The organism is Variovorax sp. 770b2 (assembly GCF_900115685.1).
GTDB lineage: Bacteria > Pseudomonadota > Gammaproteobacteria > Burkholderiales > Burkholderiaceae_C > Variovorax.
On sequence record NZ_FOXJ01000006.1, the window covers coordinates 21,922 to 48,106 of the forward strand.

The following is a 26,185-nucleotide window of genomic DNA, read 5'->3' on the forward strand; positions in this document are numbered from 1 at the left end:
TGCGCCCCCTCGGGGGGCAGCGGGTACACGGAGTGACGAGCGTGGGGGCACATGTTCTAGACCTTCTTGCGCAGCTTTTCGCCGAAGAGACCGTTGGGCTTGATCATCAGCATCAGCAGCACCACGATGTACGGCGCCGTGTCCTTGAAGCCATCGGGCAGGTAGAACCCGGCGAACGATTCGACGATGCCGATCACCAGCCCGCCGACGATCGCGCCCGGCAGGCTGCCGAAGCCGCCCACCACCGCCGCCGGAAAGGCCTTCAGGCCGATGAACCCCATGTTCGCGTGCACGAAGGTGATGGGCGCGAGCAGCATGCCCGCGATGGCCGCGACCGCCGCGGCCAGCCCCCACACCAGCCCGTTGAGGCGCTTGACCGGAATGCCCATGTAGTAGGCCGCCAGCTGGTTCTGCGAGGAGGCCTGCATCGCGATGCCCAGCTTGCTGTAGCGGAACATCGCGAACAGCAACGCGCACAGGATGGCCGTGGCGACGATGATCGCGAGCTGCTCCAGGTTGACCACGAGTTCGCCCAGCTTCCAGATCTGGTCCTTGTAGGGCACGGGCAGCGTGTGGGTCTCGGTGCCGATGCCCGGCACCATGGTGATGAGGCCTCGCGCCACGTAGGCGATGCCGATGGTCAGCATCACGATGGAGAACTGCGGCTGCCCCAGGATCGGGCGGATCACCGCCAGCTCCAGCAGCACGCCGAAGGCCGCCATCGCCACCACCGCCAGGATCGCCGCGAGCCAGAACGGCAGGCCGAAGAGCGACATGCCGGCGAACGCACCGAAGGCGCCGAGCATCATCAGGTCGCCCTGCGCGAAGCTCACGGTCTCGGTGGCCTTGTAGATCAGCACGAACCCGAGCGCGATCAGCCCGTAGATGCAACCTTGCGCAATGCCCGACAGCAGGAGTTGGAGGATCTGCATGGGGCTCCTGTCTCCTGCCTACTGCCGGAAGCCGCCGGCCGCATCGTGCAGCGCGAGGCGGCGCGAGCCCGCCAGGATGTCGCTGGGTTTCAGGCCATAGACCTGGCGGATCGAATGGCTGAAGTGCGTCGAGTCGGGGTAGCCGGTATCGAGCGCGATGTCGGTGAGCGTGGTGGTCTGGCGCACGTAGCGCAGCAGGCTGCGCGCGCGCTTCCAGGCCCGGAAGGCGCGAAACGCCATGCCGGTCTCCTGCTTGAAGAGATGCAGGAAGCGCGAGAACGACAGGTGCACCGAGGCCGCGCAGTCCTCGGCCGAGGTGGGTGCGGACGGGTCGGCAACGAGCGCGTCGATGACCTTGCGGATGCGCGCATCGAGCATGCGTGGCGCGAGCGTTTCGCCGAAGAACAGCGCATCGAAATCGAAACCGTCGAAATCCGTGCCGCGTCCCGACGCGGCGAGCAGGTGTGCATGGGCATCGCGCATGCGCTTGGCGAAGGCCGGCGCATCGACCGGCCCGCAGTGCTGCATGAAGGCGGGCGTGCGCGCGGGATCGACCGACTCCGATTCGACCAGCAGGTTGAAGATCAGCGGATGCGGGCTCTCGACATGGTGCGGCACCTGCGGCGGCACCACGATGAGCTCGCCCGCCTGCCAGGCGCCGCCGCCGATGCGGATGCGGATCGGCGGCACGCCCGCGGGCGACACGTACACGCCGTGCCCGCCCATCGTGCGCTCGGCGGCCGCGCCGAGCAGGCCGGCGTAGAACACGCGCTGCGGCGTGAGCCACATGAGGCGTTCGCCCTGCCGTGCGCCACCGTTTTGCGGAGGCGCATTCCTTGCTCGCTGCATGGTGTTTGTCTCCTGCATCGGGTCTGGCCTGCCCTGCGGTGGGCCGCCTCGTGTTGGCTGGATCGTAGCGGCGCAACCCTCATGCGCGGCATGCATTTGCGCGGGGACTTTCCCTAGTCCGCCCCTAGCCTGCCGACAGTGCGCGATGCAACTCGGTGGCGCAAAGCGCAACGGCGGTGTTGGCCTCGTCCAGCACCTTGCCCATCGTGATGAAGCCATGGATCTGGCGCTCGAAGCAGACGTAGTTCGCGCGGTTGCCGGCGGCGGTGAGCGCCTCCGCATACGCGAGCCCCTCGTCGCGCAGCGGGTCGTAGCCGGCGGTGATCACGAGCGCGGGCGGCAGCCTGGACAGGTCGGTGTGCAGCAGCGGCGAAGCGCGCCAGTCGAGGTCGTGCTTGGCGTCGGTGATGTAGTGGTCGTGGAAGTACGTCATCGTGTCGCGCGTCAGCAGGTAGCCCTGCCCGTTCGCCTGGTGCGACGGGTGGCCGCGGCGCATGTCGGTGGCGGGATAGATCAGCAGCTGGAAGGCGATGGGCAGGTCACCCGCATCGCGCGCGGCGATCGCCACCACGGCCGCGAGATTGCCACCGGCACTGTCGCCGCCGACCGCCAGACGGCTTGCATCGAGGCCCAGCGTCGCGGCCTCGCGGCGCACCCAGCGCGTGGCGGCCAGCACGTCGTCGACGGCGGTGGGAAAGCGGTGTTCGGGGCCCATGCGGTAGTCGACCGCGACCACCGCGCAGCCCGCGCCGTTGGCCAGTTCCCGGCACAGCACGTCGTGCGTGTCGAGATCGCCGATGACCCAGCCACCGCCGTGGTAGTACACCAGCACCGGCAGCGGGCCGGCGCCCGAACCCAGCGGCCGGTACAGGCGCACCGGGATGGTGCCGTGCGGACCGTCCGCGGCGAGGTCGCGCACCTCGGCCACTTCCGCGGGCAGCGGCTGCGTGGCGGCGCGGCGCTCGCGGTAGAAGGCCCGCGCATCGGCGGGCGAAAGCGTGTGGGTCGGCGGAATGCCGCGCGCCTCGATGAAGTCGAGCAAGGCGCGCGCCTGGGGATGCAGCATGGTGTCTCCGGTGGATCGAGCTGACGGGCGCCCAGTGTGGAGCGCATCGCGCATGCGCGGTATCCGCATGCACCCGCACCCGATCTCGGCCTCCCGGCAAGCCCGCACCATGCCCGCGCCCCGGCAGCGCGGCTTGCGGAAACTGGCTACGGCTGTCGCGTGCGTCTGGAAGCTCAGGCCTTGCGGGGCTTCACGCGCGAGGCGGCTTCCTTGGCGAGCTTGCGCGCCGTGTCGGTATCGGCCGCGTGCACCAGCGCCACGCCCATGCGGCGCTTGGTGAAGCTCTCGGGCTTGCCGAACAGGCGGATGTCGCTGCCCGGCACCTGCAGCGCCTCGGCCACGCCGTCGAAGGCGATGCCGGTGGCATCGACGCCGCCGTAGATCACCGCGCTCGCGCCCGGGCTCTTGAGCGAGGTGTCGACCGGCAGGCCGAGGATGGCGCGCGCATGCAGCTCGAACTCGTTCTGCCACTGCGTGGCCATGGTGACCATGCCGGTGTCGTGCGGACGCGGGCTCACTTCGCTGAACCAGACCTCGTCGCCCTTCACGAAGAGCTCCACGCCGAAGAGGCCCTGGCCGCCCAGGTCGGCCGTGACGGCCTCTGCGATCTGCTGCGCCTTCTGCAGCGCGGCCGGTGCCATGGGGTGCGGCTGCCAGCTTTCCACATAGTCGCCGCTCACCTGCACATGGCCGATGGGGTCGCAGAACTTCGTTTCCACGGCGCCGGCCGCGTCTTTGGCGCGCACGGTCAGCAGCGTGATCTCGTAGTCGAAGTCGATGAAGCCCTCGACGATCACGCGGCCGTGGCTCACACGTCCTCCGGCCATGGCGTAGTCCCAGGCCTTCTGCACGTCGGCGGGGCCGTCGATCTTGCTCTGGCCCTTGCCGGAGCTGCTCATCACGGGCTTGACGATGCAGGGATATCCGATGCCGGCGTCGATGGCCGCCTGCAGCTCGGCCAGCGAGTCGCAGAACTTGTAGGGGCTGGTGGGCACGCCCAGGGTCTCGGCGGCCAGGCGGCGGATGCCTTCGCGGTCCATCGTCAAGCGGGCGGCGCGGGCCGTGGGAATCACGCGCACGACGCCCGCGTCTTCCAGCGCCTGCAGCGTTTGCGTGGCGATGGCCTCGATCTCGGGCACCACGAGCATGGGTTTCTCGGCCTCGATGAGCGCCTTGAGCTGCGCGGGGTCGCTCATGGTGATGGTGCGGGCGTGGTGGGCCACCTGCTGGCCGGGTGCGTTCTCGTAGCGGTCGACCGCGATGGTCTCGACGCCAAGGCGCTGCAGGGCGATCAGCACCTCCTTGCCGAGTTCGCCGGAGCCGAGCAGCATCACGCGGGTGGCGGAGGGGGAAAGGGGGGTGCCGAGGGTGGTCATGGTCGAAGTCGAAAAGAGAGAAAAAGAGAGAAAAAAAAGCAACCGCCGCACTGTAAGCCACCCGTGAACCCCGGTGTCGCGTCCGGGAACGGCACCCCGGCGGGGCTGCTTCACAATCGATGTCCTGCCGCGGTGGCCGCCTCGCGCCCCACCCGCTCCCCCTTCCCGTTTTTTGTACTTTCAAGGAGTTTTCTCATGACGATCCAGACCGTCGGCATCATCGGCGCCGGAACGATGGGCAATGGCATTGCGCAGGCCTGCGCGGTGTCCGGCGTCAATGTGGTGATGGTCGACGTCGCGCAAGCGGCGGTCGACAAGGGCCTGGCCACCGTCTCGGGCAGCCTCGACCGGCTGATCAAGAAAGAAAAGCTCACGCAAGAGCAGAAGGCCACCGCGCTCGCGCTGATCAAGGGCTCGACGAACTACGACGACCTGAAGGGCGCGCAACTGGTCATCGAAGCGGCCACCGAGAACCACGCGCTCAAGCTCAAGATCCTCAAGCAGGTCGACGAACTGGTGGCGCCCGAAGTCATCGTCGCGTCGAACACCTCGTCGATCTCGATCACGCAACTGGCGGCCGCCACCTCGCGTCCCGACCGCTTCATCGGCATGCACTTCTTCAACCCGGTGCCGATGATGGCGCTGGTGGAACTGATCCGCGGCTATCTCACGAGCGACGCCACGCACGACGCCGTCAAGGCGCTGGCCGAGAAGCTGGGCAAGTCGCCGATCACGGTGAAGAACGCGCCGGGCTTCGTGGTCAACCGCATCCTGGTGCCGATGATCAACGAGGCCTTCTTCGTTCTCTCCGAAGGCATCGCGACCGCCGAAGACATCGACGCCGGCATGAAGCTGGGCTGCAACCAGCCCATCGGCCCGCTGGCACTGGCCGACATGATCGGCCTGGATGTGTGCCTGGCGGTGATGGAGGTGTACCTCGAACAGTTCGGCGACTCCAAGTACCGCCCCTGCCCGCTGCTCAAGGAAATGGTCGCCGCCGGCCAACTGGGTCGCAAGACGGGCCGCGGCGTCTACACGTACTGAGTCGGCGTTCCATAAAAACAAGGAGACAAGAAACGCCATGACCGCCACACCCACCACACCGCCCGTCGAAGGCTGCATCGACACCCAGGTGCTCGACCACGTGCTGCTGATCGGCATCAACCGCCCCGCCAAGCGCAACGGCTGGACGCCGCCGATGTTCAAGCAACTGGCCGAGGCCTACACGCGCCTGGACGACGACCCGGCCCTGCGTGTGGGCGTGCTGCATGCCTTTGGCGACCACTTCACGGCGGGCCTGGACCTGCCCGCGGTCACCGAGTACATGAAGCGCGGCGAGAAGGCGATTCCCGCCGGGCTGGTGGAGCCGCACGACTTCGGCCTGCCCGACTACCGCCGCCGCACCAAGCCGATGGTGGTGGCGGTCAAGGGCATCTGCTTCACGGTCGGCATCGAGCTGATGCTGGGCGCGGACATCGTGGTGGCCGCCGACAACTGCCGCTTCTCGCAGATGGAAGTGCAGCGCGGCATCATGGCCACGGGCGGCGCCACGCTGCGCATGGCCGAGCGCGCGGGCGTGGGCAACGCGATGCTGCACCTGCTCACGGCCGACGAGTTCGACAGCGCCGAGGCGTACCGCCTTCACTTCGTGCAGAAGGTGGTGCCGGCCGGGCAGGAGCTCGATGCGGCGCTGGCCATTGCGCAGCGCATCGCGGCGCAGGCGCCGCTCGCGGTGGTGGCTACGCGGCTCAACGTGATCAAGGCCGTGGAACACGGGCCGCTCGCGGCGGTGTCGGAATTCATCGAGACGCAGAAGCGCCTCTCCAACAGCGAGGACGCGGCCGAAGGCGTGCGCTCCTTCGTCGAGCGCCGTCCCGCGCGTTTCAGCGGTCGATAGGCAAAGCTCGCCCCCAGGCTTCGCGCACTTCGTGTCGCTTCTCCTTCCCCCTACCGGGGGCGACACCTGCAGCCCGGCAAAGCCGGTTCTGCGGTGCCTCCCGACTGAATCTCGCCAGTTGCATGAATCCCGTTTTTTCACCGGAGCCCATTGCATGCCATTCTTTCGTTCTGTTGTCTTTCAACGCACGGCGGTCGCCGCCGCCTTCACACTGCTCGCCGTGAACACCTCCTACGCACAGACGCCGGCACCCGCCGCGCTGCCCGACCCCGCGGCCACCTCGGTCGATGCGCTGGGCTGGATGAAGGGCTTTCCGCCGCCGCCCGACAAGCAGATCACCTTCGACAACCCGGCCGGCGGCGTGTTTCCGCGCACGCGCTGGAGCTTCTCGCACGTGCGCGAGACGGTGCCCACGGCCAACGTGTGGCGCGGCAGCGGTGCGGCGAGCCCCTTGCCTTCGGCGCCGCGCGACGACATCGAGGCGGTCACCTTCAAGCCCCTTGGAAGCGCAGGCAGCGAAGAGACCGTGACCTTCGCGCAGATGATCCCGCGCACCTACACCGACGGCATCCTCGTGATGCACCGCGGCCGCGTGGTCTATGAAAAGTACTTCGGCGCCCTCACGCCCGAGCGGCCGCACATCGCGATGTCGGTGACCAAGTCCTTCGTCGGAACGCTCGCGGCGATCCTCGCGGACGAGGGCAAGCTCGATCCGTCGGCGCCCGTCACCAAATACCTGCCGGAGCTCAAGGACACGGCGTATGGCGATGCCACCGTGCGCCAGGTGATGGACATGACCATCGGCGTGCACTACTCCGAGAACTACGCCGACCCGAAGGCCGAGATCTGGGACTACGCACGCGCCGGCGGCATGTTGACGCAAGGGCCGAACTACACGGGCCCCAAGTCGTTCTACGAATTCCTCGTGACGCTCAAGAAGGAAGGCGCGCACGACACCGCCTTCGCCTACAAGACGGTGAACGCCGAGGTGCTCGCGTGGATCCTGCGGCGCGCGAGCAACCAGTCGCTGGCCGACCTCTTGAGCGAGAAGATCTGGCGCCGCATCGGCGCCGAGCAGGACGCGTACTTCATGGTCGACCGCATCGGCACCGAGTCGGGTGGCGGCGGCTTGAACACCGTGCTGCGCGACCTCGCGCGCTTCGGCGAGACCCTGCGCAACGGCGGCCGCGCACCCAATGGGCAGCAGGCCATTGCGAAGGCCGTGGTCGAAGACATCCAGCGCGGCGGCGACCCCGCCAAGTTCGCCAAGGCGGGCTATGCGCTGCTGCCGGGCTGGTCGTACCGCAACATGTGGTGGGTGTCGAACAACCCGCACGGTGCGTACATGGCGCGCGGCATCCATGGCCAGAGCATCTATGTCGATCCGAAGGCGGAAATGGTGATCGTGCGCTACGCCGCGCACCCGGTGGCGGCGAATGGGGGGAACGATCCGCTCACGCTGCCGGCGTTCCAGGCGGTGGCCGAGGCGCTGATCGCGCGCCCCTGATTCTTCTTCAGTTCAGGCGGCCGCCCGCTCGCGGGCGATGACCAGCAGCCCATCCATGATCAGGCTCTCGACCAGTTCGAAGTGCCCGTTCATGACGGGCGCCATCTTCCAGCCCGCACCACCGGTCATGTAGCAGGCCGGCTCGGCGCCGCAGTGCGAGCGCACGTGCTGCACCATGCGCTCGACGGCGCCCGCGATGGCGTAGGTGCCGCCGCTGGTGAGCGCATCGCTGGTGTTGGTGGGAAATTCGCGCACCTCGCCGGTGGGCACATGCAGGCCCGCAGTGCCCGACTCCAGCGCGCGCAGCATGATGCCGTGGCCCGGCAGGATCAGGCCCCCCAGGAACTTGCCCTCGGCGTCGATCGCCTCCACCGTGACGGCCGTGCCGATCAGCACCACCACCATCGGCCGCGCCGGCCCTTGCGCGAGCATGCGGTGGCGCGCGCCGATCATCGCCACGAAGCGGTCGGCGCCCAGGCGCGTGGGATGGTCGTAGCCGTTGACGATGCCGGCCTCGCCCGCGCTGGAGACCACCCAGCGCGGCGCGCAGTCGAAGCGCTCGACGATCTGCTCTTCGGCGCGTCGCCGCAGGGTGTCGCCGGCCACCACGCAGCCGAGCATGGCGCCGGGTGCGGGCAGATCGGCCCAGGGGCCATCGGCGAGGCGTTCGATGTGGTCCAGGAACTCCGCGCCCGAGGCCTGCAACGCGGCGCCCGGATGCGCCCCGTCGTAGAGCGCCCATTTCAGGCGGGTGTTGCCGATGTCGATTGCGAGGAAGGGGGATGCCATGCGCGGGATTATTGCGACTTTGTGGTTATTCCCGCTGGCACGTCCTTGACATACGCGGCATGGGCCTACGCCGGGACACGGCGATCCGCCGCTACATTCGCCAATTCCATCCACCACGGCACAAGGAGAAAACCATGGGATTGCTTAGTTTCATCAAGGAAGCCGGTGAAAAACTGTTCGGCGGCTCGTCGGCCCAGGCCGCCACGCCCGATGCGAACACGGCTGCTGCCGCAGCCATCAAGACCTACATCGAGACGCAGAACCTCGGCCTCACCGGCCTGGAGGTGACCTACGTTGCGAGCAGCGGCGTGGTCACCCTCGCCGGCCAGGCGCCATCGCAGGAAGCCAGCGAAAAAGCCTCGCTGGCCGCGGGCAACGTGGCCAATGTGACGAGCGTGGACAACAACCTGGTCGCACCCGCCGCAGCCCCTGCGCAGTATCACGACGTGGTGAAGGGCGACACGCTCTCGGCCATCTCGAAGAAGTACTACGGCGATGCCAACAAGTACAACGCGATCTTCGAAGCGAACAAGCCGATGCTGTCGCACCCGGACAAGATCTATCCGGGGCAGAAGCTGCGCATTCCGGCGCTCTGATCTTCTTCAGGCACGCCATTTGAAAGGGCCCACTGGAAACGGTGGGCCTTTTTGTTTTTGGGTGGGTTTGTTCAGGGCGGGTGCGCAGGCCACCGGGTACTCCCCTCCGCGAATGTCCCCCGGGCTTCGCCCTCCTCCTTGATTTCGCTGCGGGGAGTACCCGATGGCCTGCGCACTGGGCACGCTCTGGGTGAACCGCCGATCAACGACCGCTCTGAAGCGCTCGCGCCGATGGTGGGCTCTCTGTTTCGCGAAATAAAGGAGGAGGCGAAGCCGGGGGACATTCGCGAAACAGAGAGCCCACCGTCGGCGGGAGTGCCGCCCCGAACGCTAGCTCTGCTTCCAGGGCAGCCCGCGCTTGCGCCAGCCGCCGATCTGCCCACGGTGTCCGCTCTCGTCCGGATTGCCCTCGAAGCCTTCGAGGATGTTGTAGGCCTCCAGCCCCAGTTCGGTGGCGCGCTTCGCGGCCGCGATGGAGCGCACACCGCTTCGGCACAACAGCACCAGCTTCTTGCCGCCATCACCCGCAGCGCGAACACCGTCATCGAACGCCGGGTTCAGCGCCATGCCCGGCCATTGCTTCCACGCCAACGGCACGGCGCCGGGGACGTAGCCGACCCACTCGCGCTCGGCATCGGTGCGCACGTCGACCAGCACGGCCTCGCCGCTCGCGAGCCACAGCGCGGCCTGCTCGGGCGTCACGTCGCCGGCGTAGCCCTTTTCAACAACGGGTTCAGTCATGTGTCTGCGTCCTTCAAATCCATAGGGTTACTGCACGGGAAAGGGCCGTCTTTACTTTGCCCGGTGCCCTCGCCGGATGGTGGAATTTTTCACCAGTTCGTGAAAACCCTGTTTGTCGCGGTTTCCTGCGCGCCAAAGATGCGGCTCGGGGCTGCCAAACATAACTCCAAGACAGCGGCCAGGGTTCTTCCGTCAGAACTTGTATGGAGAGAGACAACATGACAGACAGCAAATTGCCCCGCCGCCGCGGGCTGCTCAAGGGCGCGGCCGTGGCCGCGGGCGCCATGTCCGTGCCGATGATCAGCACGGCACAAACCACCTCGCTGCGCTTCCAGAGCACCTGGCCGGCGAAAGACATCTTCCATGAGTACGCCAACGACTTCGCCAAGAAGGTGAACGACATGGCCGGCGGCCGCCTGAAGATCGAGGTGCTGCCTTCCGGCGCGGTGGTGCCCGCGTTCCAGCTGCTGGAGGCAGTGAACAAAGGCACGCTCGACGGCGGCCATGGCGTGGTGGCGTACCACTACGGCAAGAACTCCGCGCTCGCGCTCTGGGGCTCGGGCCCGGGCTTCGGCATGGACGCCAACACCGTGCTGGCCTGGCACAACTACGGCGGCGGCAAGGCACTGCTCGAGGAGATCTACAAGAGCCTGAACATGGAGGTGGTGTCGTACCTCTACGGCCCGATGCCCACGCAGCCGCTCGGCTGGTTCAAGAAGCCGGTGGCCAAGGTGGAAGACATGAAGGGCCTGAAGTTCCGCACCGTCGGGCTGGCCGTGGACATGTTCACCGAGATGGGTACCGCGGTGAACCCGCTGCCCGGTGGCGAAATCGTTCCCGCGCTGGACCGCGGGCTGATCGATGCGGCCGAGTTCAACAACGCCTCCAGCGACCGCGTGCTCGGCTTTCCCGACGTGGTGAAGAACTGCATGCTGCAGAGCTTCCACCAGTCGGGCGAGCAGTTCGAGGTGTTGTTCAACAAGGGCAAGTACAGCGCGCTGTCGCAGGAGCTGCGCTCGATCATCGACTACGCCGTGCAGGCCGCGAGCGCCGACATGAGCTGGAAGGCGGTGCAGCGCAACTCGCAGGACTATGCGGACATGAAGAAGGCCGGCATCAAGTTCTACAAGACACCCGATGCGGTGCTGCGCGCGCAGCTCGCTGCGTGGGACAAGACGGTGGAGAAGAAGGCCGGAGAGAACCCGCTCTTCAAGAAGGTGCTGGATTCCCAGCGCGTGTTCGCCGAGCGTGCGCTGCAATGGCAGAACGACTACGGCGTCGATTTCAAGATGGCCTACAACCACTACTTCAGCAAGAAGAAGGCCTGAGAAATCTGCCGATGACGGTTCGCGCCAGTCATCCGGAACGCTCCGGATGGCTGGCTTTCCGATGCGTGCTTTTCTGCCTGCCATGCCTTCATGACCATCCAACGTTTCCTCCACACCGTCGACCGGTTCAGCATGGTCGTAGGCAAGACCTTCTCGTGGCTCATCGTGGCGCTGATGCTGCTGGTGTGCGGCGAGGTCTTCAAGCGCTATGCGCTCAACGCGCCCACCGCCTGGATCTTCGATGCCAACAACATGCTCTACGGCACGCTCTTCATGATGGGCGGCGCCTACACCCTCTCGCAGGCCGGCCATGTGCGCGGCGATTTCTTCTACGGCAGCATGAAGCCGCGCACGCAGGCCGCGCTGGACCTCGTGCTGTTCGCCATCTTCTTCCTGCCGGGCGTGGTGGCGCTCACCTGGTCGGGCTGGACCTACTTCGGCGAATCGCTCGCGATGCACGAGCAGACCTTCAATGCAGACCCGATACCGGTCTACCCCTTCAAGTTCGTGATCCCGGTGGCTGGCGCCGTGCTGCTGCTGCAGGGCATCGCCGAGATGGTGCGCTGCGCGCTGTGCCTGAAGACCGGCGTCTGGACGCCGCGCCTGAAGGATGCGGAAGAAATGGACGTGGTCGGCGAACAGCTCGCCGGCAGCAGCTACGTCGACGAGGCCGACAAGCGCGAAGTGATCGACAGGGCCAAGGCGATCGAGCAGGCCGCGCAGCAGCGCAAGAGCGACTCGACCGGAGGTGCCGCATGAGCGCCGCGCCGGCCCGCCCCAGGCAAGCGCGCACCGCAGTGCGGAGCACGGAGGTTACGGAATGAGCGAACCCGCACTCGGCCTCGCGATGCTCGGCCTGATCGTGGTCGTGATCATGCTCGGCTTCCCCACGGCGTTCACGCTGATGGGCCTGGGCATGTTCTTCGGCTTCATCGCCTTCTACGACCCCGCCTCGCCCTGGCTGGACAACAAGGTCTTCGACCTGATGGTGCAGCGCGCGTTCGGCGCGATGACCAACGAGACGCTGCTGTCCATCCCACTCTTCGTATTGATGGGCTATGTGATGGAGCGCGGCGCGCTGGTGGACAAGATGTTCCACAGCGTGCAGCTCGCCTTTCGCCGCGTGCCGGGCTCGCTCGCGGTGACGACGTTGATCGTCTGCACCTTCTGGGGCATCGCGAGCGGCCTGGTCGGCGCGGTGGTGGTGCTGATGGGCGTGATCGCGATGCGGCCGATGCTCAACGCGGGCTACGACACGCGCCTGGCGGCCGGCGTGATCACCGCCGGCGGCACGCTCGGCATCCTGATACCGCCCTCGGTGATGATCATCGTGTACGCGGCCGTCGCCGGGCAGTCGGTGGTGAAGCTCTATGCAGCCGCGATGTTCCCCGGTTTCTTCCTCGCGTTTCTCTATTTGATCTATGTGATCGGATGGGCCGTGCTGCAGCCGAAGGTCGCGCCCAAGCTGCCACCCGACAAGCAGCGCGCGCCGATCACGCCATGGGTCGCGCATATTGCGCAGAGCTACTCGCCACGCATGCTGCCCGCGCTGTTCGCGGCAGTGGTGTCGCCGGCGCGTGCACTGCGCGGCGCGGCCGAGGGCGTGCGCATCACCTGGTGGCTGCTGCTGCGCAGCCTGCTGAACGCGCTGGTGCCGCTGGCGCTGGCCGCGACGACACTGGGCTCGGTGTGGTGGTACGTGACGATCTACTCGCAGAAGGACAACAACGCGCCGGTGGTGGCAGAGCAGCAGGCGACGCAGAAGACCGCGGGCGCGGCTGCGACGCTGCCCGAAGCGTCTTCATCTCCTTCGTCCTCCGAAAGCGGCACCGGCCTGGCCGAACCGCCGACCGACGACGCGCCGAGGGAGGCCGGATCGGACAGCGGCCTGCAGGAGCCGCCCGGCGGCGTCGAGGAGCCACCCGGCAGCGAAGCCGCTGCGAGCCCTCCGGCGGCGGAAGGCGGACTTCAACAACTGGGCGAAACGGTCGATGCACCGAAGACTGCCGCCGTGCCCGAGGCCTTCTACACCGGCTTCCTGCTCGCCAGCCTCTTCACGCTCGCGCTGCTCGGCTGGTACTACTGGCGCATGGACGCGGAGCAGTTCGAGATCCTGCGCATGCTGGTGTCGTCGGTGATGCCGCTCGCCACGCTCACGCTGATCGTGCTGGGCGTGATCCTGTTCGGCATCACGACCGCCACCGAGTCGGCGGCGGTCGGCGCGGCCGGGGCATTTCTCATGGCATGGCAGGCCGGCACGCTGGACTTCAAGAAGACCAAGGAGGCGGTCTTCCTCACGCTCAAGACCACCTCGATGGTGTGCTGGCTGTTCGTGGGATCGGCGCTGTTCTCCGCGGTGTTCGCGCTGCTGGGCGGGCAACGCATCATCGAGGAGTGGGTGCTGGGCATGAACCTGTCGCCGCTGCAGTTCCTGCTGCTGTCGCAGGCGATCATCTTCGTGCTGGGCTGGCCGCTGGAGTGGACCGAGATCATCGTGATCTTCGTGCCCATCTTCCTGCCGCTGCTCGCGCACTTCCAGATCGACCCGCTGCTCTTCGGCGTGCTGGTGTTCGTGAACCTGCAGGCGGCGTTCCTCTCGCCGCCGGTGGCGATGTCGGCCTTCTATCTGAAAGGAGTGTCGCCGCCGCACGTGACCATCAACCAGATATTCGCCGGGATGATGCCGTACATGCTGATCGTGATCCTGTGCATGGTGTTTATGTACATCTGGCCGGGGTTGACGCTGTGGCTGCCGCAATATTTGTATGGGTAGGAGCGCCGCTTTCAAAACTTTCGTAAAAGAAAAGAGCTTAATTGAAAATCCGGTGCGGTCACAATGACTGGCCATTATTGCGAACAAAGAATAACCGTTTAAAGGAATTTTGCAATGCCGTTGCAAGAAGATTTCGCATTTTCCAAACAAAAATACAAGAATCCTGACAATGACCCTAAAGGACCATACCTGCTTTCGGACACTACGCTGCTAGGAAATCGCCCTTTATTGCAGTACGAATGGAACGGAGTGCTTCCCCCGCCTGGGCGTTTTTGGCGTTTTACACAAGAAAAGGCCAAAGCGCTTGAAGCTGATGGCAGGATAATATTTTCACCATCAGGTCGCCCACAACAAAAGCGCTACCTCAACGAATCGGGGAAACAACTTCGCGATCTGTTGCGCGATTTGCCTAATAGGAGCTTTGAAACAGAAGCAGATTTTGCTAGGGAAATAATTCCTCGACTCACGCAAATTCTCGATTATGGCGAACAGGAGACTTTCTATGAATACGGCGGAAGCCGTATGCGCGCAGACATCGCGCTCGCTGATTCTATTGAATCAAAGCCCTGGGTGGTTATTGAGCTTAAAAACAGAAAACCAAAAAACATCGGCGATTGGATTTTTCAGGTTCGCCGGTATCTGAATGCTTTCGACTGCCACATGGGTGTAGTTTTTTCCCCGGATATCCTGATTCTTGTCTCAGAAAAAAAAGAGTGGCGTTTTGACCTTCAAGCACTAAGTTCAGAGCAAGCAAATGAAATCGTGTATGTGCTTGAACGTAATTTACAAACGCCGTCGCCACCCTCAAAGGTTTCGGTCCATTTAGCGCTCGTCGATTTGATTGAAACGGTAGAGAAAGCCGAGACGAACGAAAAAAAGGGAAAATCACTAGAAAATTTAGCCCGGTTTCTCTTGGAAAACACTCCATCTCTACGATGCAAATATCAGAATCTGCAGACCCGAAGCAGTGAAATTGACCTTGTTATTGAATACGATCCTTTAAAAGGAACGATTCCTCTGTTCGATGAGATCGGCCGCTATTGCCTTGTCGAATGCAAAAACTGGAGCAAGCCTGTTGGGGTTGGACCGGTAAGAGACTTCATGGGAAAACTAGACAAATGCAAAGTAAAACTAGGCATCATTTTCTCAAAAAACGGCGTCACAGGGGTTGATTCTGGGGCTGACGCACTTCGCGAAATACAAAGTCGATTTGATCGAGACGGTCTTTTTCTGATTGTTTTTTCTCTTGATGACCTTCGAGACATTAGAGGCGGCACAGAGTTTAAGGCAGCGCTGGACCGTAAGGCAGATAGTCTTCGTTTTGATACTCAAGAAGGCTAAATCCCGTCATTCGCGACCTCGCGTACCTAATTGGACAAGCGCAAAAAACCGGAGCGTTTTTGTGCGGATATAGATTGAGAAATCATTTGGAGTAAGTTGCGGTCCTGTAAGGGGCTTCGGCAATTTATTACTAATTCAATAGATTATTTTATAAAGATTAGGGCCCGCTTGCCGACTGTCAGCGCCGCCGCTCCACATACGGCCGCGCCTGCAGCAGCACGATCTTGTCTCCAACAGTCGCCCACTCGATGTCCTGGTCGACGGCATTGAACGTCCGCTTCACGGCCGCGCCCACGTTCGCAAGCCGCACCACGAGTTCATCGGTCAGCACATTGCGCCCGATCTCCACCGGCACCTCCTTCACGCCGCCGTCCTTGTCCAGCTGGAGCGCCGTCTCTTCGGCCGACCGGCTTAGCACCTGGATCGCCTTCGACCAGCTCGAATACATCACCTGCTCGGCCACGCGCTGCCCCTCGACCACGCGGATGCCGATGCCGCGCTTGGCCGAGATGTAGGTGACGTGCGGGTGGCCCGCATCGAAGGGGTCGCGCGTGATCATCACGCCGGCGTTGGTCGAGTCGATGGCGGCCTGCACGAACACGCCCATCAGCACCGACTCGGCGCCGAAGCCCGCGGCGCCGCGGGCCTCCCAGGCCTCGGGGTTGAACACCGAGGCCCAGACCTTCTTCACCGCGACTTCGAGCGCGTCGCCGGTCTTGACGTTGGGCATCGTCGAGTAGAGCCCCGCGCCGCTGAAGCCGGGCAGGTCTTCGGAGTTGGACGAGCTGCGCACGAACACGCCGCCGCCGCCCAACTGAGACTGCCATGCGGCGCGCCATGCCGCCGCGGTGGCGGCATCGACGGGCCATGCCACGATCTCGTCGCGCAGTTGCGCGAGCGCCTTCTGCCGCAACTGCGGGTCGCTCGCGAAACCGGGCTGCTGCTGCATGCGCGCGATGCGATCGGCCAGGCCGTTGGTTCGCATGAAGCGGTCGTAGTGCGCGAACGGAATGCAGAAGCCGTCGGGCACGGTGGTCGAGGGAATGCGCGCGGCCAGCACCGCGCCGAGATTGGCGGCCTTGGAGCCGCACTGCGCGCTGTTGCGCGCGCGCAGCGACGCGAGCGGCAGCAGGCGAGTCTCGCGCAGGTCGGGCTTCACGGCCCTGTCGCTGCCGGGCACGGCGCCCGTGGCCGCGGTGCGCACGGCACGCGGCGGCAATGCCGCAATTTCTTCCGCGGTGAGGCGGCGCAATTGATAGCCCGAGGCCGCGACCTTCAACGCCACCCACTGGCCCGCGTGCTCGCGCAGCACGGACGCGGCATCGCGCACATAGGCGTTCGGAATGCCCCAGCCCTTGGCCAGCAGGTTGACGTGCGAGAGCGCAGTCGATGGCCGCTCGGTCAGCACGCCGGCCACGGGCGGCAGGTTGATCGGCACCTGGCGCAGCACGGCGATGTCGTCGGGCAAGAGCGCGTTCAGTCCCGACGCGTCGTCCACGATGCGCACGCGTCCCGTCGCAGTGCCCAGGTTCATCGGCATGTAGGGCTGCTCGCGGATCAACGCCTCCTGGCTCACGAAATCGATGCCCGCTTCCTTGGCCACGCGTTCGTGCAGCGTGGAGTTGGTCTTGAACTTCACGGCCGCGAAGAAGCTCGCCTTCACCTGTGCGTCGGCTTGCCTCAGCAGCGGCGCGGTGAGCTGGTCGCCCTCCCAGAACTCGTAGGTGAAGCTGCCGATGTTCTGCTGCCAGCTCAGCGTACCGAACAGGAAGCGACGGTCGGGCACGAGGTAGTTGCGGTCGATCTCGCGCTTGCCCGCGCGCGGCGAGAGCCCGGTGTCGCGCACGAAGCGCACGTGCAGCTGGTAGCGCGGCGTGTCGATGTAGTACGTGCGTACCGGCCTGGCCTGGCGGTCCACGATGAAGAGCACGTGGGCCAGTTGCATCGGCGTGCCGGGGTCGTAGACGCGGGCCAGCGTGTCGAAGTCGCCCTGGCTGCGGAGCGCCGGCAGCGATGCGGGCACCGCGGGGCGCGGCACGAGTTGGGCGGCCGGGCCCTCGGGCTGCGGCTGGTTCTGCTGTTGATAGAAGGAGGGCTTGCGCGCGAGTTGCGCATCGGCCGGTGCGGGCGCGACGGCCACCACGCACAACGCCAGTGCCGATGGCCAGAGCCAGCCCGGCGCCTTGCCCGCCTGATCCCGGGTGCTGTTGTTCTTCATGCTGTGCCCCTCTTGTTGCAGCGCGGATTCTCGCTCGCGTTCCAGCGGGGCCGCGTCCGCGCCAAGTCCCGCCGGCAGCACCGCCATCGACCGGCCGCTACAGTCGCCCGAAAGGAGCCTCTTCTCATGCCCACATTCGACTTCGATCTTTTCGTCATCGGCGGCGGCAGCGGCGGCGTTCGCGCCGCGCGCATGGCGGCGCAAACGGGCGCCCGGGTGGGCCTGGCCGAAGCCGCCGACCTCGGCGGCACCTGCGTCAACGTAGGCTGCATTCCGAAGAAGCTCTACAGCTACGCAGCCGGCTATGCCGAATCGTTCGAGGAGGCCGCGGGCTATGGCTGGAAACTGGCCTCCGAGCCGCAGTTCGACTGGGCACACCTCAAGTCGCAGCGCGCAAAGGAAATCGGCCGGCTCAACGGCATCTACGCCTCGCTGCTGAAGAACTCGGGCGTCACGGTGATCGCCGGATGGGCGCAGCTGGTCGACGGCCACACGGTGGAGATCGACGGCAAGCGCCACACCGCGCGCCACCTGCTCGTGGCCACCGGCGGCACGCCCTACGTGCCGGAGATTCCAGGCCGCGAGCACATCGTGACCTCCGACGCGATGTTCGATCTCGACCCGTTCCCCCAGCGCCTGCTGGTGGTGGGCGGCGGCTACATCGCGTGCGAGTTCGCGTCGATCTTCAACGGCCTGGGTTCGAAGGTGACGCAGCTGCACCGCCGCGCGCACCTGCTCACCGGCTTCGACGACGACGTGCGCCAGTTCCTGGCCAACGAGATGGGCAAGGCGGGCGTGGACGTGCGGCTGAACTGCGAGGCCTCGTCGATCGCGCGCGGTGCGGACGGCCTCGTCGTGACCCTGGCGCGCGGACAGCAGATCGAAGCCGACACGGTGCTTTTCGCCACGGGCCGCGTGCCCAATACGAAGGGCCTCGGCCTCGACGCCGCGGGCGTGAAGCTCGACGAGCAGGGCGCGATCGCGGTCGATGCGCACTACCGCACCTCGGTGCCGTCGATCTACGCGGTGGGCGATGTGTCCACGCGCGTGCAGCTCACGCCGGTGGCGCTGGCCGAGGCGATGGTGGTGGTCGATGCGCTGTTCGGCAAAGGCAAGCGCGCCATGGACTACGAGTTCATCCCGACGGCGGTGTTCACCCATCCGAACATCGGCACCTGCGGCTACACCGAACTGGACGCGCGCGCGAAGTTCGGCGAGGTGGCGGTGTTCTCCAGCGAATTCAAGTCGCTGCGCCACACGCTCTCGGGCCGCAGCGAACGCACCTTCATGAAGCTGGTGGTGGACAAGAAGAGCGACCGCGTGGTGGGCCTGCACATGGTGGGCGCGGACGCGGGCGAAGTCGTGCAGGGCTTTGCGGTGGCGATGCGCGCGGGTGCGACGAAGGCGATCTTCGACAGCACCATCGGCATTCACCCGACGGGCGCCGAAGAGTTCGTCACCATGCGCGAACCGATGCCGGGCTAGGCGACCGTCTTGTGCTGCTTGCCTTCGAGCAGCTTCACCATCACGAACAGCACGCGGTTGGCGGGCGTGGGCACGCCGAGCGCTTCGCCGCGGCGCACGACCAAGCCGTTGAGGTGGTCGATCTCGCTGAGCTTGCCGCGTGCGAGGTCCTGCGCGGTCGATGAGTACTGCGAGGGCATCGACTGCGCGATGCCGCGAATGGCCGCATCGGTGTCGCCCGGGATGACGACGCCTTCGGCCTTCGCCACGGCCAGGCATTCGGCGACCACGTCGCGGATCACATCGGTCACGCCCATGCCTCTCGCCAATTCGCCATAGGGCAATTGCGACACCGCCGACAGCGCGTTGTAGGCGCAGTTCAAAACCAGCTTGGCCCAGAGCGAGCCGCGCACGTTGTCGGAAATCTGCGTGGGAACGCCGGCGGCGACCAGGTGCTGCGCGACCTGCTCGCTCGCTCGCGAAGGCGCGATCACCAACTCGCCGCGGCCGTGGTGTTTCACATGGCCGGGGCCGGCCATCTCGGTCGCCACGTAGACCACGGCAGCGGCCACCTCGTTCGACAGCACCGAGCGCACGCGCTCGTCGTTGTCCACGCCGTTCTGCAGCGTGAGCAGCAGCGCATCGGGCGAAAGGTGCGGCTTGATCTGCGCGGCGGCCGATTCGCTGTCGGTGGACTTCACGCAGAACAGCACGAGGTCGGCGCCCCGCACCGCGCTCGCCTCGGTGCTCGCGTCCAGCCGCACCTGTTCGTCGAAGGTCCCTGTCTCCAGCCGCAGCCCGTTTGCACGTACCGCCTCCACATGCGAAGTCCGCCCGATCAGCACCACCTCGTGGCCCGCGCGCGCCAGCATGGCGCCGTAGTAGCAGCCGACTGCGCCGGCGCCCATGACTGCGACTTTCATCGATTCGTTTCCTTGGTTGTCTGTCCAGCCATAGGGTAACGGCGCATTGCACAATGCCGCCATGCCCTACATGCCCACATTCGTCGCCCCCGCCCGCTTCACCGACGCCGCCGCCGCACTCGACCAGGTCAAGGCCATCTACCAGGGTGGCCTCGCCCACCTGCGCGAATCGATGCTGCGCTTCGTGGCCGGGGAGGCGCTGCCGGGCCGGGTGCGGGCCTGCTATCCGTTCGTTCGGGTGCACACGCACACGGTCTCGCGCCACACGCCGCCGGCCAATGCGGGCCTGAGCTACGGCTTCGTCGCCGGGCCCGGCCGTTACGAGACCACGCTGACGCGGCCCGATCTCTTCTCGCGCTACTACCTGGACCAGTTCCGCCTGCTGCTGGAGAACCACCAGGTCGAGCTCGAGGTGGGCACCAGCACGCAGCCCATTCCCATCCACTTCTCGTTCGCCGAGAACGACCACATCGAGGGCACGATGAGCGAAGACCGCCGCGCGCTGATGCGCGACGTGTTCGACCTGCCCGACCTGGGCGTGATGGACGACGGCATCGCCAACGGCACCTACGAGGCGCGCGACGGCGAGGCACAGCCGCTGTCGCTGTTCACGGCGGCGCGCGTGGACTATTCGCTGCATCGGCTTCGCCACTACACCGGCACCGCGCCCGAGTGGTTCCAGAACTTCGTGCTGTTCACCAACTACCAGTTCTACATCGACGAGTTCGTGCGCCTGGGCCACGAGGCGATGGCCGACGAGAACAGCGAGTACGTCGCCTTCATCGAGCCGGGCAACGTGGTCACGCGCCGGCGCGGGCTGGATGCCGGCGCGAGCGAGACCTTCGGCCACCTGCTCGATGGCAGCCAGGGCACCGCGCCCCCGCGGCTGCCGCAGATGCCGGCCTACCACCTGGTGCGCGAGGACTACAGCGGCATCACGATGACCAACATCGGCGTCGGCCCGGCCAACGCCAAGACCATCACCGACCACATCGCCGTGCTGCGCCCGCACGCCTGGATGATGCTGGGCCACTGCGCGGGCCTTCGCAACACGCAGCAGCTGGGCGACTACGTGCTGGCGCACGCCTATGTGCGCGAGGACCATGTGCTGGACGAGGAACTGCCGCTGTGGGTGCCGATTCCGGCGCTGTCGGAGATCCAGCTCGCGCTGGAGAAGGCCGTGGCCGACATCACGCGCTACGAAGGCCCCGACTTGAAGAAGATCATGCGAACCGGCACCGTGGCCAGCACCGACAACCGCAACTGGGAGCTTCTGCCCGGCAACCAGCCGCAGCGCCGCTTCAGCCAGAGCCGCGCGGTGGCGCTCGACATGGAGAGCGCGACCATCGCGGCCAACGGCTTTCGCTTTCGCGTGCCCTACGGTACTTTGTTGTGCGTGAGCGACAAACCGTTGCACGGCGAGATCAAGCTGCCCGGCATGGCCAACCACTTCTACAGGGAGCGCGTGGAACAGCATCTGCGCATCGGCATGCGGGCCATCGACATCCTTCGGGAAGAGGGCTCCACCCGGCTGCACAGCCGCAAGCTGCGCAGCTTCGCGGAAGTCGCTTTCCAGTAATAGTTGGCAGTTCACAGCGAGTCCTAGGGTTTTCACCTAGGCGTCTGCGCGGGTGTTTTGCACATTTCGCAGACATCATCCGGTTACTTTTGAGAACAACCGGAAACAAAATGACTAGATCGTCGCCTTCTACCCTTTCTCGCCGCGATTTCAGCGCGTGGATGGCGGGTGGCGTCGCCGCCGCCGGCATCGGCCAGGCCGCGCTGCTGTGGCCCCGGCCTGCCGGCGCGGCCGAGCCGCAGCTGGTTTCCAGATTGCGCATCGTCATTCCCGCCAACGAAGGCGGCGGCTGGGACCAGACCGGCCGCGCGCTCGGCGCGGCGCTGCTGGCCTCGGGCGCGGCGGGCGACGTGGTCTACGAGAACGTCGGCGGCAAGGGCGGCACCATCGGCCTGGCAAAGTACGTCGAGAAATACGATGCCGACCCCGACACCGTGCTGATGAGCGGCATGGTGATGGTCGGCGCGGTGGCGCTGCAGAAGCCCGCGGTCACCATGGCGCAGGTCGCCCCGGTGGCGCGCCTGACCAGCGACTACGAGGTGGTGGCCGTGAAGGCCGATTCGCCCATCAAGACGCCCAAGGATCTGATCGCCCAGCTGCGCGCCGATGCGGCCAGGACCGTCATCGCGGGCGGCTCGGCCGGCGGCGTCGATCACATGTACGCCGGCATGCTGGCGCGCGTGGCCGGCAACACGGCGGGCCTGGTCTACCAGCCGCATCCCGGCGGCGCGCAGGTGGTGGAGGCGCTGGAAACCGGCAAGGCCGTCGCCGGCATCTCGGGCTACAGCGAATTCAGCGAGGCGCTGGCCGGCGGCAAGCTGCGCGCGATCGGCGTGTCGTCCAAGCGCCCGTTCCTGGGTATTCCGTCGGTGCGCGAACAGGGCGTGGATGCCGACCTGGCCAACTGGCGCGGCGTGCTCACGGGCAAGAAGGTGCCCGCCGAGCGCCGCGCCGTGCTGCTGGAAGCCGTGCGCCGCGCGACCGGTGCCGACATCTGGCAGAAGACCATCAAGCGCAACAACTGGGATGCGTACTGGATGGCGGGCAAGGACTTCGAGAGCTTCCTCGAGCTGGACCTGGCGATGGCCGGGCCGATGATCTACCTGCTCAAGCTGAAGGCCTGAGCGAGCGCCTTCAGGCGAACAGCTCCGGCATCTCGCGCTGCGCCTTGGGCGTGAGCGCGAGTTCGCGTCCGTCGAGTTCCTGCCGCACCCAGCCGCGGCGCAGCGACAGCTGCAGCCACGCGGCGCCCAACGCGCCGCCCAGGTGCGGACGGCGCTCGCTCCAGTCCAGGCACGCGCAGGCAAAGCGCCGGCGCGAGCGGCGCACCGCATCGACTTCGACCCCCAGGCTCTCGAGCGCGATCGCGCCCTCGGGCGTGAGTTCGTACGAACCGCTCTGCAGGCCGCTGAGCCAGCCCTGCGCATGCAGCCGGTCGTGCAGCGCGACGCCCGCCGTGCCGGCCATGTGGTCGTAGCAGGTGCGCGCGGCGCGCAGGCGGCTCGGCGTGTTGGGCTTGAATTCGACCGCGCGCGGCGCACCGGCCACCACCATCAGGCTTTCGAGCGCGGCCGCGACGTTGTCGTCGGCGAGCCGGAAGTAGCGGTGCTTGCCTTGCACGAGCACTTCGACCAGCCGCTCTTCCTTGAGCCGCGCGAGGTGCGCGCTCGCGGTGGAGGCGGCCACCTCGGCGACGGTGGCCAGTTCGGTCGCGGTGCGCGCGTGGCCGTCCATCAGGCAGTTGAGCATGCGGGCCCGCGCCGGCTCGGCGATGGCACCCGCGAGGCGGGCCAGTTGGAGATCCGCGGTGGAGGATGAAGTCGTGTCCATGCACCGATCGTAAGACGCTGCCGCAATCCACACTTCGCCCGCGAACGAAGTGTGGCGGCATCGTCGATTGCACACTGCGCGCCATGAACACCCGCCCCACTTCCTTCGCCGATTGCATGCCCGTCGACCCGGTCGCGGCCGTCACGCATGCCGATCCCTATCCCTTCTATGCCCAGTTGCGCGCGGGTCCGCCGCTCGTGTGGAACGAGAAGCTGCGCGTGTGGGTCGCGAGCCGTGCGGACGTCATCGAATCGGTGCTGCTCGCGCATGGCGCGCTGCGTGTGCGGCCCGCCGCCGAGCCCGTCCCGCGCGCCATCGCGGGCAGCCCGGCCGGCGAGGTGTTCGGCCACCTGGTGCGCATGAACGATGGCCCCGCGCACCCAGCGCATCGCCCCGCGTTGCAGCGCGCGCTGGCCGGGCTGGACCTGGATGCCGTGTACGCGGCGGCTTTGCGGATTGCGCGCCATGTGCCGGCGGAGCCTTTGTCGGACGCGCTGTTTTCCATGCCCGTGCAGACGGTCGCGCACCTGCTGGGTTTCGCGGATGAAGCACTGCCGCAGGTGGACGGCTGGATGCGCGATTTCGTCGCCTGCCTGTCGCCGTTGTCGACAGCGGACCAGTTGCAGGCCGCGAGCGCTGCTGCGAGCGAGCTGATGACGCGATTCGAGGTGCTGACGGCAAGTACGCCGCCGCGGAGCGGAACACTGCTCGCGGCTGTCCTGTCCGAGAGCGGTGCCGATGCGCCCCTCTCTCGCTCCCTGCTCGCCAACATCGTCGGCCTGCTCTCGCAGACCTGCGACGCGACGGCGGGCCTGCTGGGCAACAGCCTCATCGCATCGATGCGCGAGCCTGCGTTGCGCCAGGCCGCGCGCACCCGCGGCGGGCTGCAAGCCATCGTGGAGGAGACGGCGCGGCACGACCCGTCGGTCCACAACACACGCCGCTTCGCGATCGAGCCGATCACCATCGCGGGCACGCCGCTGGTGGCGGGTGACGCGGTGCTGCTGGTGCTGGCCGCTGCCAACCGTGATCCGGCCTTCAACCCCGACCCGGACAGCTTCAGGCTGATCCGCGAACGGCGTCGCATGCTCGGCTTCGGCCACGGCATGCACGCCTGCCCGGGCCAGGCGCTGGCCTGCACGCTCGCAGCCGCGGGGCTCGACGCGCTGCTGCGCCACCAGCCCGACCTCGACGCGTTGCGTGCGCGCGGCTGGCACTACCGTCCCTCGGCCAACGCGCGCATTCCCGTCTTCCACTGACGGCTTCAGCCGCGCGCGGTGGCCCAGTGACCCGTGCCCGCCAGGTGCGGCGACAACTGCGCGTCGCCCCAGCGCAACGGCAGCGCGGCCGGCCGGCGCAGTGCGTGCTCGACGTGCAAGCGCAGCAGCCGCTCGGCGCCTTCGAACTCGGCGAGCTCGGGGCCGTCCAGCACGATCTCTGCCGTGGCCGCCACGTGCAGCAGTTCGCCGTTGTCGTAGTCGATGAACAGCAGGCCCGCGCGCGGGTGCGCCAGCAGGTTGCCGAGCGTGTTGAAGAAGCGGTTGCCGTTGAAATCGGGCACCGTCAGCACGCCGCCTTCGTCGACGCGCACGAAACCGGGACGGCCGCCGCGGTGCGACACGTCGACGCCGTGCGACCTGGCATCGGCTTCGTCGCCCGCCGCAGCTTCGTCGGGGTAGGCCGTGGCGATGAACAGCGTGTCCGCGCTGCCGATGAGCCGCTGCGCATCGAGATCGAGCGCATCGAGCCACTGCACGGACGCGTTGCCTGTGCGCGTCGGCATGAACACCGGCTCCCGCGCCTGGATGTACCGCGGGCAATTGCCGAAGCTCTGCTGCACCTGGAGCATGAAGCCCGTCGCATCGAGCGATTCGACCGTGCCGTTCATGCGGTTGCGCCGCCGCGTGTGCGGCTCGATGCCCAGGAGTCCGAGCGGGGCGCCCTCTGCGAGCTGGCCCGCGAGCGGATCGCCGGCCGCGGGCAGCGCATCGATGCGCAGGTGCGCTGCGTCGGGCGAATGCGCGAAGCCCGCGGGTGCCGCGAGCACGCTGGCCCAGGGCTGCAGGGTCGCATCGAGGCTGCCGACCACCACGAACGGCAGTTGCGCGAAGAACTCGCGGTGCTGGTCGGGCATGTAGTCGCGGATCACACGCGGCCCCGCGACCGCCATCTGCTCGCGCGAGCCGGCCTGCGCCTGCAGAGCGCGCTCGCCGGCGTGGAAGGGCGCGGCGATCATGCCGCCACCGCAAGTCCGACCGGCGTACGCACCATCGGCACGAAACCGGGCAAGGCCTCCACACGCGCGAGCCACTCGCGCACATGCGGATAGTCCTCCAGCGACACGCGGCCTTCGGGCGCATGTGCGACGTAGGCGTAGTTCGCAATGTCGGCCAGCGTGGCGGACGGCGCGGCCAGGAAGGGTTGGCGCTCCAGGTGGATCTCCATCACCGCGAGCAGCGCGTGCGAGCGGGTCACCGTCTCCGTGGGGTCCACGGCCAGGCCGAACAGCGCCATCACGCGCGCCGCAGCCGGGCCATGGGCCAGCGGGCCGGCAGCCACCGAGAACCAGCGCTGCACGCGCGCCGCGCCCACGGCGTCCTGCGGCATCCAGCGCGACGGGTCGGCCGAATAGCGTGCGTTGAGGTAGACCAGGATCGCGTTGGAGTCGGCCAGCGTGACGTCGCCGTCCTCGATCACCGGCACCTGGCCGAAGGGATTGCGCGCCAGGAACTCGGGCGTGCGGTTGGCGCGCTGCTTCAGGTCGAGCTCGATCACCTCGAAAGGCAGGCCGAGCATCGAGAGGAACAGCCGCACCCGGTGCACATGGCCCGAGATGGCGCTGCCGTAGAGCTTGATGGGTTGCGCGGGGCGGGTGGCGATGGCGTTCATGAAGATCCTTTGGAATGTCGAGACGAAGGCCGGGTGTGGCGTGGTCCCGATTCTTCTCTCTTGCGTCCAATGAATGAATAGCCATTT

General features: G+C 66.6%; 23 protein-coding genes. 12 read left to right on the forward strand and 11 right to left on the reverse strand.

The genetic code is table 11. From position 1 onward, the window contains the following. Positions 1-56: 56 nt before the first annotated feature. From BM133_RS26200 to purT, 4 genes are all read right to left on the reverse strand, one after another. Positions 57-932, reverse strand: a complete 876-nt coding sequence (locus tag BM133_RS26200; protein ID WP_093440471.1) for a branched-chain amino acid ABC transporter permease — start codon at positions 930-932, stop codon at positions 57-59. Between the two features lie 18 nt (positions 933-950). Continuing rightward, positions 951-1,781, reverse strand: a complete 831-nt coding sequence (locus BM133_RS26205) for a helix-turn-helix domain-containing protein (RefSeq protein WP_093440473.1) — start codon at positions 1,779-1,781, stop codon at positions 951-953. A 124-nt stretch (positions 1,782-1,905) separates the two neighbouring features. Next, the gene (locus BM133_RS26210) at positions 1,906-2,847 is read right to left on the reverse strand and encodes an alpha/beta hydrolase (RefSeq protein WP_093440476.1); all 942 of its coding nucleotides are present in this window, start codon (positions 2,845-2,847) and stop codon (positions 1,906-1,908) included. A gap of 173 nt (positions 2,848-3,020) precedes the next feature. After that, on the reverse strand, positions 3,021-4,223 hold the full coding sequence (purT, locus tag BM133_RS26215; protein ID WP_093440479.1) for a formate-dependent phosphoribosylglycinamide formyltransferase: 1,203 nt from the start codon (positions 4,221-4,223) through the stop codon (positions 3,021-3,023). A gap of 195 nt (positions 4,224-4,418) precedes the next feature. On the opposite strand from purT, the gene BM133_RS26220 reads away from it, so the two are divergent. The 3 genes from BM133_RS26220 (at position 4,419) to BM133_RS26230 (ending at position 7,627) form a co-directional block, all read left to right on the forward strand. After that, positions 4,419-5,267, forward strand: coding sequence for a 3-hydroxybutyryl-CoA dehydrogenase (locus tag BM133_RS26220; RefSeq protein ID WP_093440481.1), 849 nt, complete (start codon positions 4,419-4,421; stop codon positions 5,265-5,267). Between the two features lie 37 nt (positions 5,268-5,304). Next, entirely contained in the window at positions 5,305-6,120 is an 816-nt protein-coding gene (locus BM133_RS26225; protein WP_093440483.1) for a crotonase/enoyl-CoA hydratase family protein, read from the forward strand. Between the two features lie 154 nt (positions 6,121-6,274). Next, complete coding sequence (locus BM133_RS26230; protein WP_093440485.1) at positions 6,275-7,627, forward strand: serine hydrolase domain-containing protein; 1,353 nt, start codon at positions 6,275-6,277, stop codon at positions 7,625-7,627. 12 nt (positions 7,628-7,639) lie between these two features. Here the strand turns inward: BM133_RS26230 and BM133_RS26235 are convergent, their stop codons facing one another. Next, positions 7,640-8,416, reverse strand: coding sequence for a type III pantothenate kinase (locus BM133_RS26235; protein ID WP_093440488.1), 777 nt, complete (start codon positions 8,414-8,416; stop codon positions 7,640-7,642). A 134-nt stretch (positions 8,417-8,550) separates the two neighbouring features. On the opposite strand from BM133_RS26235, the gene lysM reads away from it, so the two are divergent. Beyond that, positions 8,551-9,012 carry a peptidoglycan-binding protein LysM gene (gene lysM, locus BM133_RS26240; protein WP_093440490.1) on the forward strand — a complete coding sequence of 154 codons (462 nt, stop codon included), beginning with the start codon at positions 8,551-8,553 and terminating at the stop codon, positions 9,010-9,012. Positions 9,013-9,342: 330 nt separating this feature from the next. On the opposite strand, the gene BM133_RS26245 is transcribed toward lysM, so the two are convergent. Continuing rightward, entirely contained in the window at positions 9,343-9,753 is a 411-nt protein-coding gene (locus tag BM133_RS26245; RefSeq protein ID WP_093440493.1) for a rhodanese-like domain-containing protein, read from the reverse strand. A 218-nt stretch (positions 9,754-9,971) separates the two neighbouring features. Between BM133_RS26245 and BM133_RS26250 the strand changes: the two genes are divergently transcribed. The 4 genes from BM133_RS26250 to BM133_RS26265 all read left to right on the forward strand — a co-directional run bounded on the left by BM133_RS26250 (position 9,972) and on the right by BM133_RS26265 (position 15,195). Continuing rightward, complete coding sequence (locus tag BM133_RS26250; RefSeq protein WP_093440495.1) at positions 9,972-11,081, forward strand: TRAP transporter substrate-binding protein; 1,110 nt, start codon at positions 9,972-9,974, stop codon at positions 11,079-11,081. 90 nt (positions 11,082-11,171) lie between these two features. Then, positions 11,172-11,840 carry a TRAP transporter small permease subunit gene (locus BM133_RS26255; protein ID WP_093440498.1) on the forward strand — a complete coding sequence of 223 codons (669 nt, stop codon included), beginning with the start codon at positions 11,172-11,174 and terminating at the stop codon, positions 11,838-11,840. Between the two features lie 61 nt (positions 11,841-11,901). Next, positions 11,902-13,854, forward strand: coding sequence for a TRAP transporter large permease (locus BM133_RS26260; protein WP_093440500.1), 1,953 nt, complete (start codon positions 11,902-11,904; stop codon positions 13,852-13,854). 114 nt (positions 13,855-13,968) lie between these two features. Next, positions 13,969-15,195 carry a restriction endonuclease gene (locus BM133_RS26265; protein WP_143100224.1) on the forward strand — a complete coding sequence of 409 codons (1,227 nt, stop codon included), beginning with the start codon at positions 13,969-13,971 and terminating at the stop codon, positions 15,193-15,195. 178 nt (positions 15,196-15,373) lie between these two features. Here the strand turns inward: BM133_RS26265 and BM133_RS26270 are convergent, their stop codons facing one another. Continuing rightward, a complete protein-coding gene (locus BM133_RS26270; protein ID WP_093441212.1) occupies positions 15,374-17,413 on the reverse strand; it encodes a PEP/pyruvate-binding domain-containing protein in 2,040 nt (679 codons plus the stop codon). A gap of 126 nt (positions 17,414-17,539) precedes the next feature. Here BM133_RS26270 and gorA point away from each other — a divergent pair, with 126 nt between their 5' ends. Beyond that, on the forward strand, positions 17,540-18,898 hold the full coding sequence (gene gorA / locus BM133_RS26275; RefSeq protein WP_093440505.1) for a glutathione-disulfide reductase: 1,359 nt from the start codon (positions 17,540-17,542) through the stop codon (positions 18,896-18,898). On the opposite strand, the gene BM133_RS26280 is transcribed toward gorA, so the two are convergent. Next, positions 18,895-19,800 (reverse strand): ketopantoate reductase family protein, encoded by a 906-nt coding sequence (locus tag BM133_RS26280; RefSeq protein WP_093440508.1) that lies wholly within the window; start codon positions 19,798-19,800, stop codon positions 18,895-18,897. The genes gorA and BM133_RS26280 overlap by 4 nt on opposite strands. A gap of 61 nt (positions 19,801-19,861) precedes the next feature. Between BM133_RS26280 and BM133_RS26285 the strand changes: the two genes are divergently transcribed. Further along, positions 19,862-21,379 carry an AMP nucleosidase gene (locus tag BM133_RS26285; protein WP_093441214.1) on the forward strand — a complete coding sequence of 506 codons (1,518 nt, stop codon included), beginning with the start codon at positions 19,862-19,864 and terminating at the stop codon, positions 21,377-21,379. 161 nt (positions 21,380-21,540) lie between these two features. Continuing rightward, positions 21,541-22,503: a Bug family tripartite tricarboxylate transporter substrate binding protein gene (locus BM133_RS26290; protein ID WP_093440510.1), complete on the forward strand. Its 963-nt coding sequence runs from the start codon at positions 21,541-21,543 to the stop codon at positions 22,501-22,503. Between the two features lie 10 nt (positions 22,504-22,513). On the opposite strand, the gene BM133_RS26295 is transcribed toward BM133_RS26290, so the two are convergent. Beyond that, positions 22,514-23,209 carry an ArsR/SmtB family transcription factor gene (locus BM133_RS26295; RefSeq protein WP_093440513.1) on the reverse strand — a complete coding sequence of 232 codons (696 nt, stop codon included), beginning with the start codon at positions 23,207-23,209 and terminating at the stop codon, positions 22,514-22,516. Between the two features lie 83 nt (positions 23,210-23,292). On the opposite strand from BM133_RS26295, the gene BM133_RS26300 reads away from it, so the two are divergent. Continuing rightward, complete coding sequence (locus BM133_RS26300; RefSeq protein WP_256219359.1) at positions 23,293-24,468, forward strand: cytochrome P450; 1,176 nt, start codon at positions 23,293-23,295, stop codon at positions 24,466-24,468. A gap of 5 nt (positions 24,469-24,473) precedes the next feature. Here BM133_RS26300 and BM133_RS26305 read toward each other — a convergent pair whose 3' ends face one another. Both BM133_RS26305 and BM133_RS26310 read right to left on the reverse strand, forming a co-directional pair. Next, positions 24,474-25,445, reverse strand: a complete 972-nt coding sequence (locus tag BM133_RS26305; protein WP_093440516.1) for a pyridoxamine 5'-phosphate oxidase family protein — start codon at positions 25,443-25,445, stop codon at positions 24,474-24,476. Continuing rightward, positions 25,442-26,098 (reverse strand): glutathione S-transferase family protein, encoded by a 657-nt coding sequence (locus tag BM133_RS26310; protein WP_093440518.1) that lies wholly within the window; start codon positions 26,096-26,098, stop codon positions 25,442-25,444. Before BM133_RS26310 ends, BM133_RS26305 begins: the two co-directional genes overlap by 4 nt. Positions 26,099-26,185 lie beyond the last annotated feature (87 nt).

Excerpts from the sequence above, each read along its gene's own strand:
- BM133_RS26200 (WP_093440471.1), bottom strand. The coding sequence starts at position 932 with ATGCAGATCCTCCAACTCCTGCTGTCGGGCATTGCGCAAGGTTGCATC.
- BM133_RS26205 (WP_093440473.1), bottom strand. The coding sequence starts at position 1,781 with ATGCAGCGAGCAAGGAATGCGCCTCCGCAAAACGGTGGCGCACGGCAG.
- BM133_RS26210 (WP_093440476.1), bottom strand. The coding sequence starts at position 2,847 with ATGCTGCATCCCCAGGCGCGCGCCTTGCTCGACTTCATCGAGGCGCGC.
- purT (WP_093440479.1), bottom strand. The coding sequence starts at position 4,223 with ATGACCACCCTCGGCACCCCCCTTTCCCCCTCCGCCACCCGCGTGATG.
- BM133_RS26220 (WP_093440481.1), top strand. The coding sequence starts at position 4,419 with ATGACGATCCAGACCGTCGGCATCATCGGCGCCGGAACGATGGGCAAT.
- BM133_RS26225 (WP_093440483.1), top strand. The coding sequence starts at position 5,305 with ATGACCGCCACACCCACCACACCGCCCGTCGAAGGCTGCATCGACACC.
- BM133_RS26230 (WP_093440485.1), top strand. The coding sequence starts at position 6,275 with ATGCCATTCTTTCGTTCTGTTGTCTTTCAACGCACGGCGGTCGCCGCC.
- BM133_RS26235 (WP_093440488.1), bottom strand. The coding sequence starts at position 8,416 with ATGGCATCCCCCTTCCTCGCAATCGACATCGGCAACACCCGCCTGAAA.
- lysM (WP_093440490.1), top strand. The coding sequence starts at position 8,551 with ATGGGATTGCTTAGTTTCATCAAGGAAGCCGGTGAAAAACTGTTCGGC.
- BM133_RS26245 (WP_093440493.1), bottom strand. The coding sequence starts at position 9,753 with ATGACTGAACCCGTTGTTGAAAAGGGCTACGCCGGCGACGTGACGCCC.
- BM133_RS26250 (WP_093440495.1), top strand. The coding sequence starts at position 9,972 with ATGACAGACAGCAAATTGCCCCGCCGCCGCGGGCTGCTCAAGGGCGCG.
- BM133_RS26255 (WP_093440498.1), top strand. The coding sequence starts at position 11,172 with ATGACCATCCAACGTTTCCTCCACACCGTCGACCGGTTCAGCATGGTC.
- BM133_RS26260 (WP_093440500.1), top strand. The coding sequence starts at position 11,902 with ATGAGCGAACCCGCACTCGGCCTCGCGATGCTCGGCCTGATCGTGGTC.
- BM133_RS26265 (WP_143100224.1), top strand. The coding sequence starts at position 13,969 with ATGCCGTTGCAAGAAGATTTCGCATTTTCCAAACAAAAATACAAGAAT.
- BM133_RS26270 (WP_093441212.1), bottom strand. The coding sequence starts at position 17,413 with ATGAAGAACAACAGCACCCGGGATCAGGCGGGCAAGGCGCCGGGCTGG.
- gorA (WP_093440505.1), top strand. The coding sequence starts at position 17,540 with ATGCCCACATTCGACTTCGATCTTTTCGTCATCGGCGGCGGCAGCGGC.
- BM133_RS26280 (WP_093440508.1), bottom strand. The coding sequence starts at position 19,800 with ATGAAAGTCGCAGTCATGGGCGCCGGCGCAGTCGGCTGCTACTACGGC.
- BM133_RS26285 (WP_093441214.1), top strand. The coding sequence starts at position 19,862 with ATGCCCTACATGCCCACATTCGTCGCCCCCGCCCGCTTCACCGACGCC.
- BM133_RS26290 (WP_093440510.1), top strand. The coding sequence starts at position 21,541 with ATGGCGGGTGGCGTCGCCGCCGCCGGCATCGGCCAGGCCGCGCTGCTG.
- BM133_RS26295 (WP_093440513.1), bottom strand. The coding sequence starts at position 23,209 with ATGGACACGACTTCATCCTCCACCGCGGATCTCCAACTGGCCCGCCTC.
- BM133_RS26300 (WP_256219359.1), top strand. The coding sequence starts at position 23,293 with ATGAACACCCGCCCCACTTCCTTCGCCGATTGCATGCCCGTCGACCCG.
- BM133_RS26305 (WP_093440516.1), bottom strand. The coding sequence starts at position 25,445 with ATGATCGCCGCGCCCTTCCACGCCGGCGAGCGCGCTCTGCAGGCGCAG.
- BM133_RS26310 (WP_093440518.1), bottom strand. The coding sequence starts at position 26,098 with ATGAACGCCATCGCCACCCGCCCCGCGCAACCCATCAAGCTCTACGGC.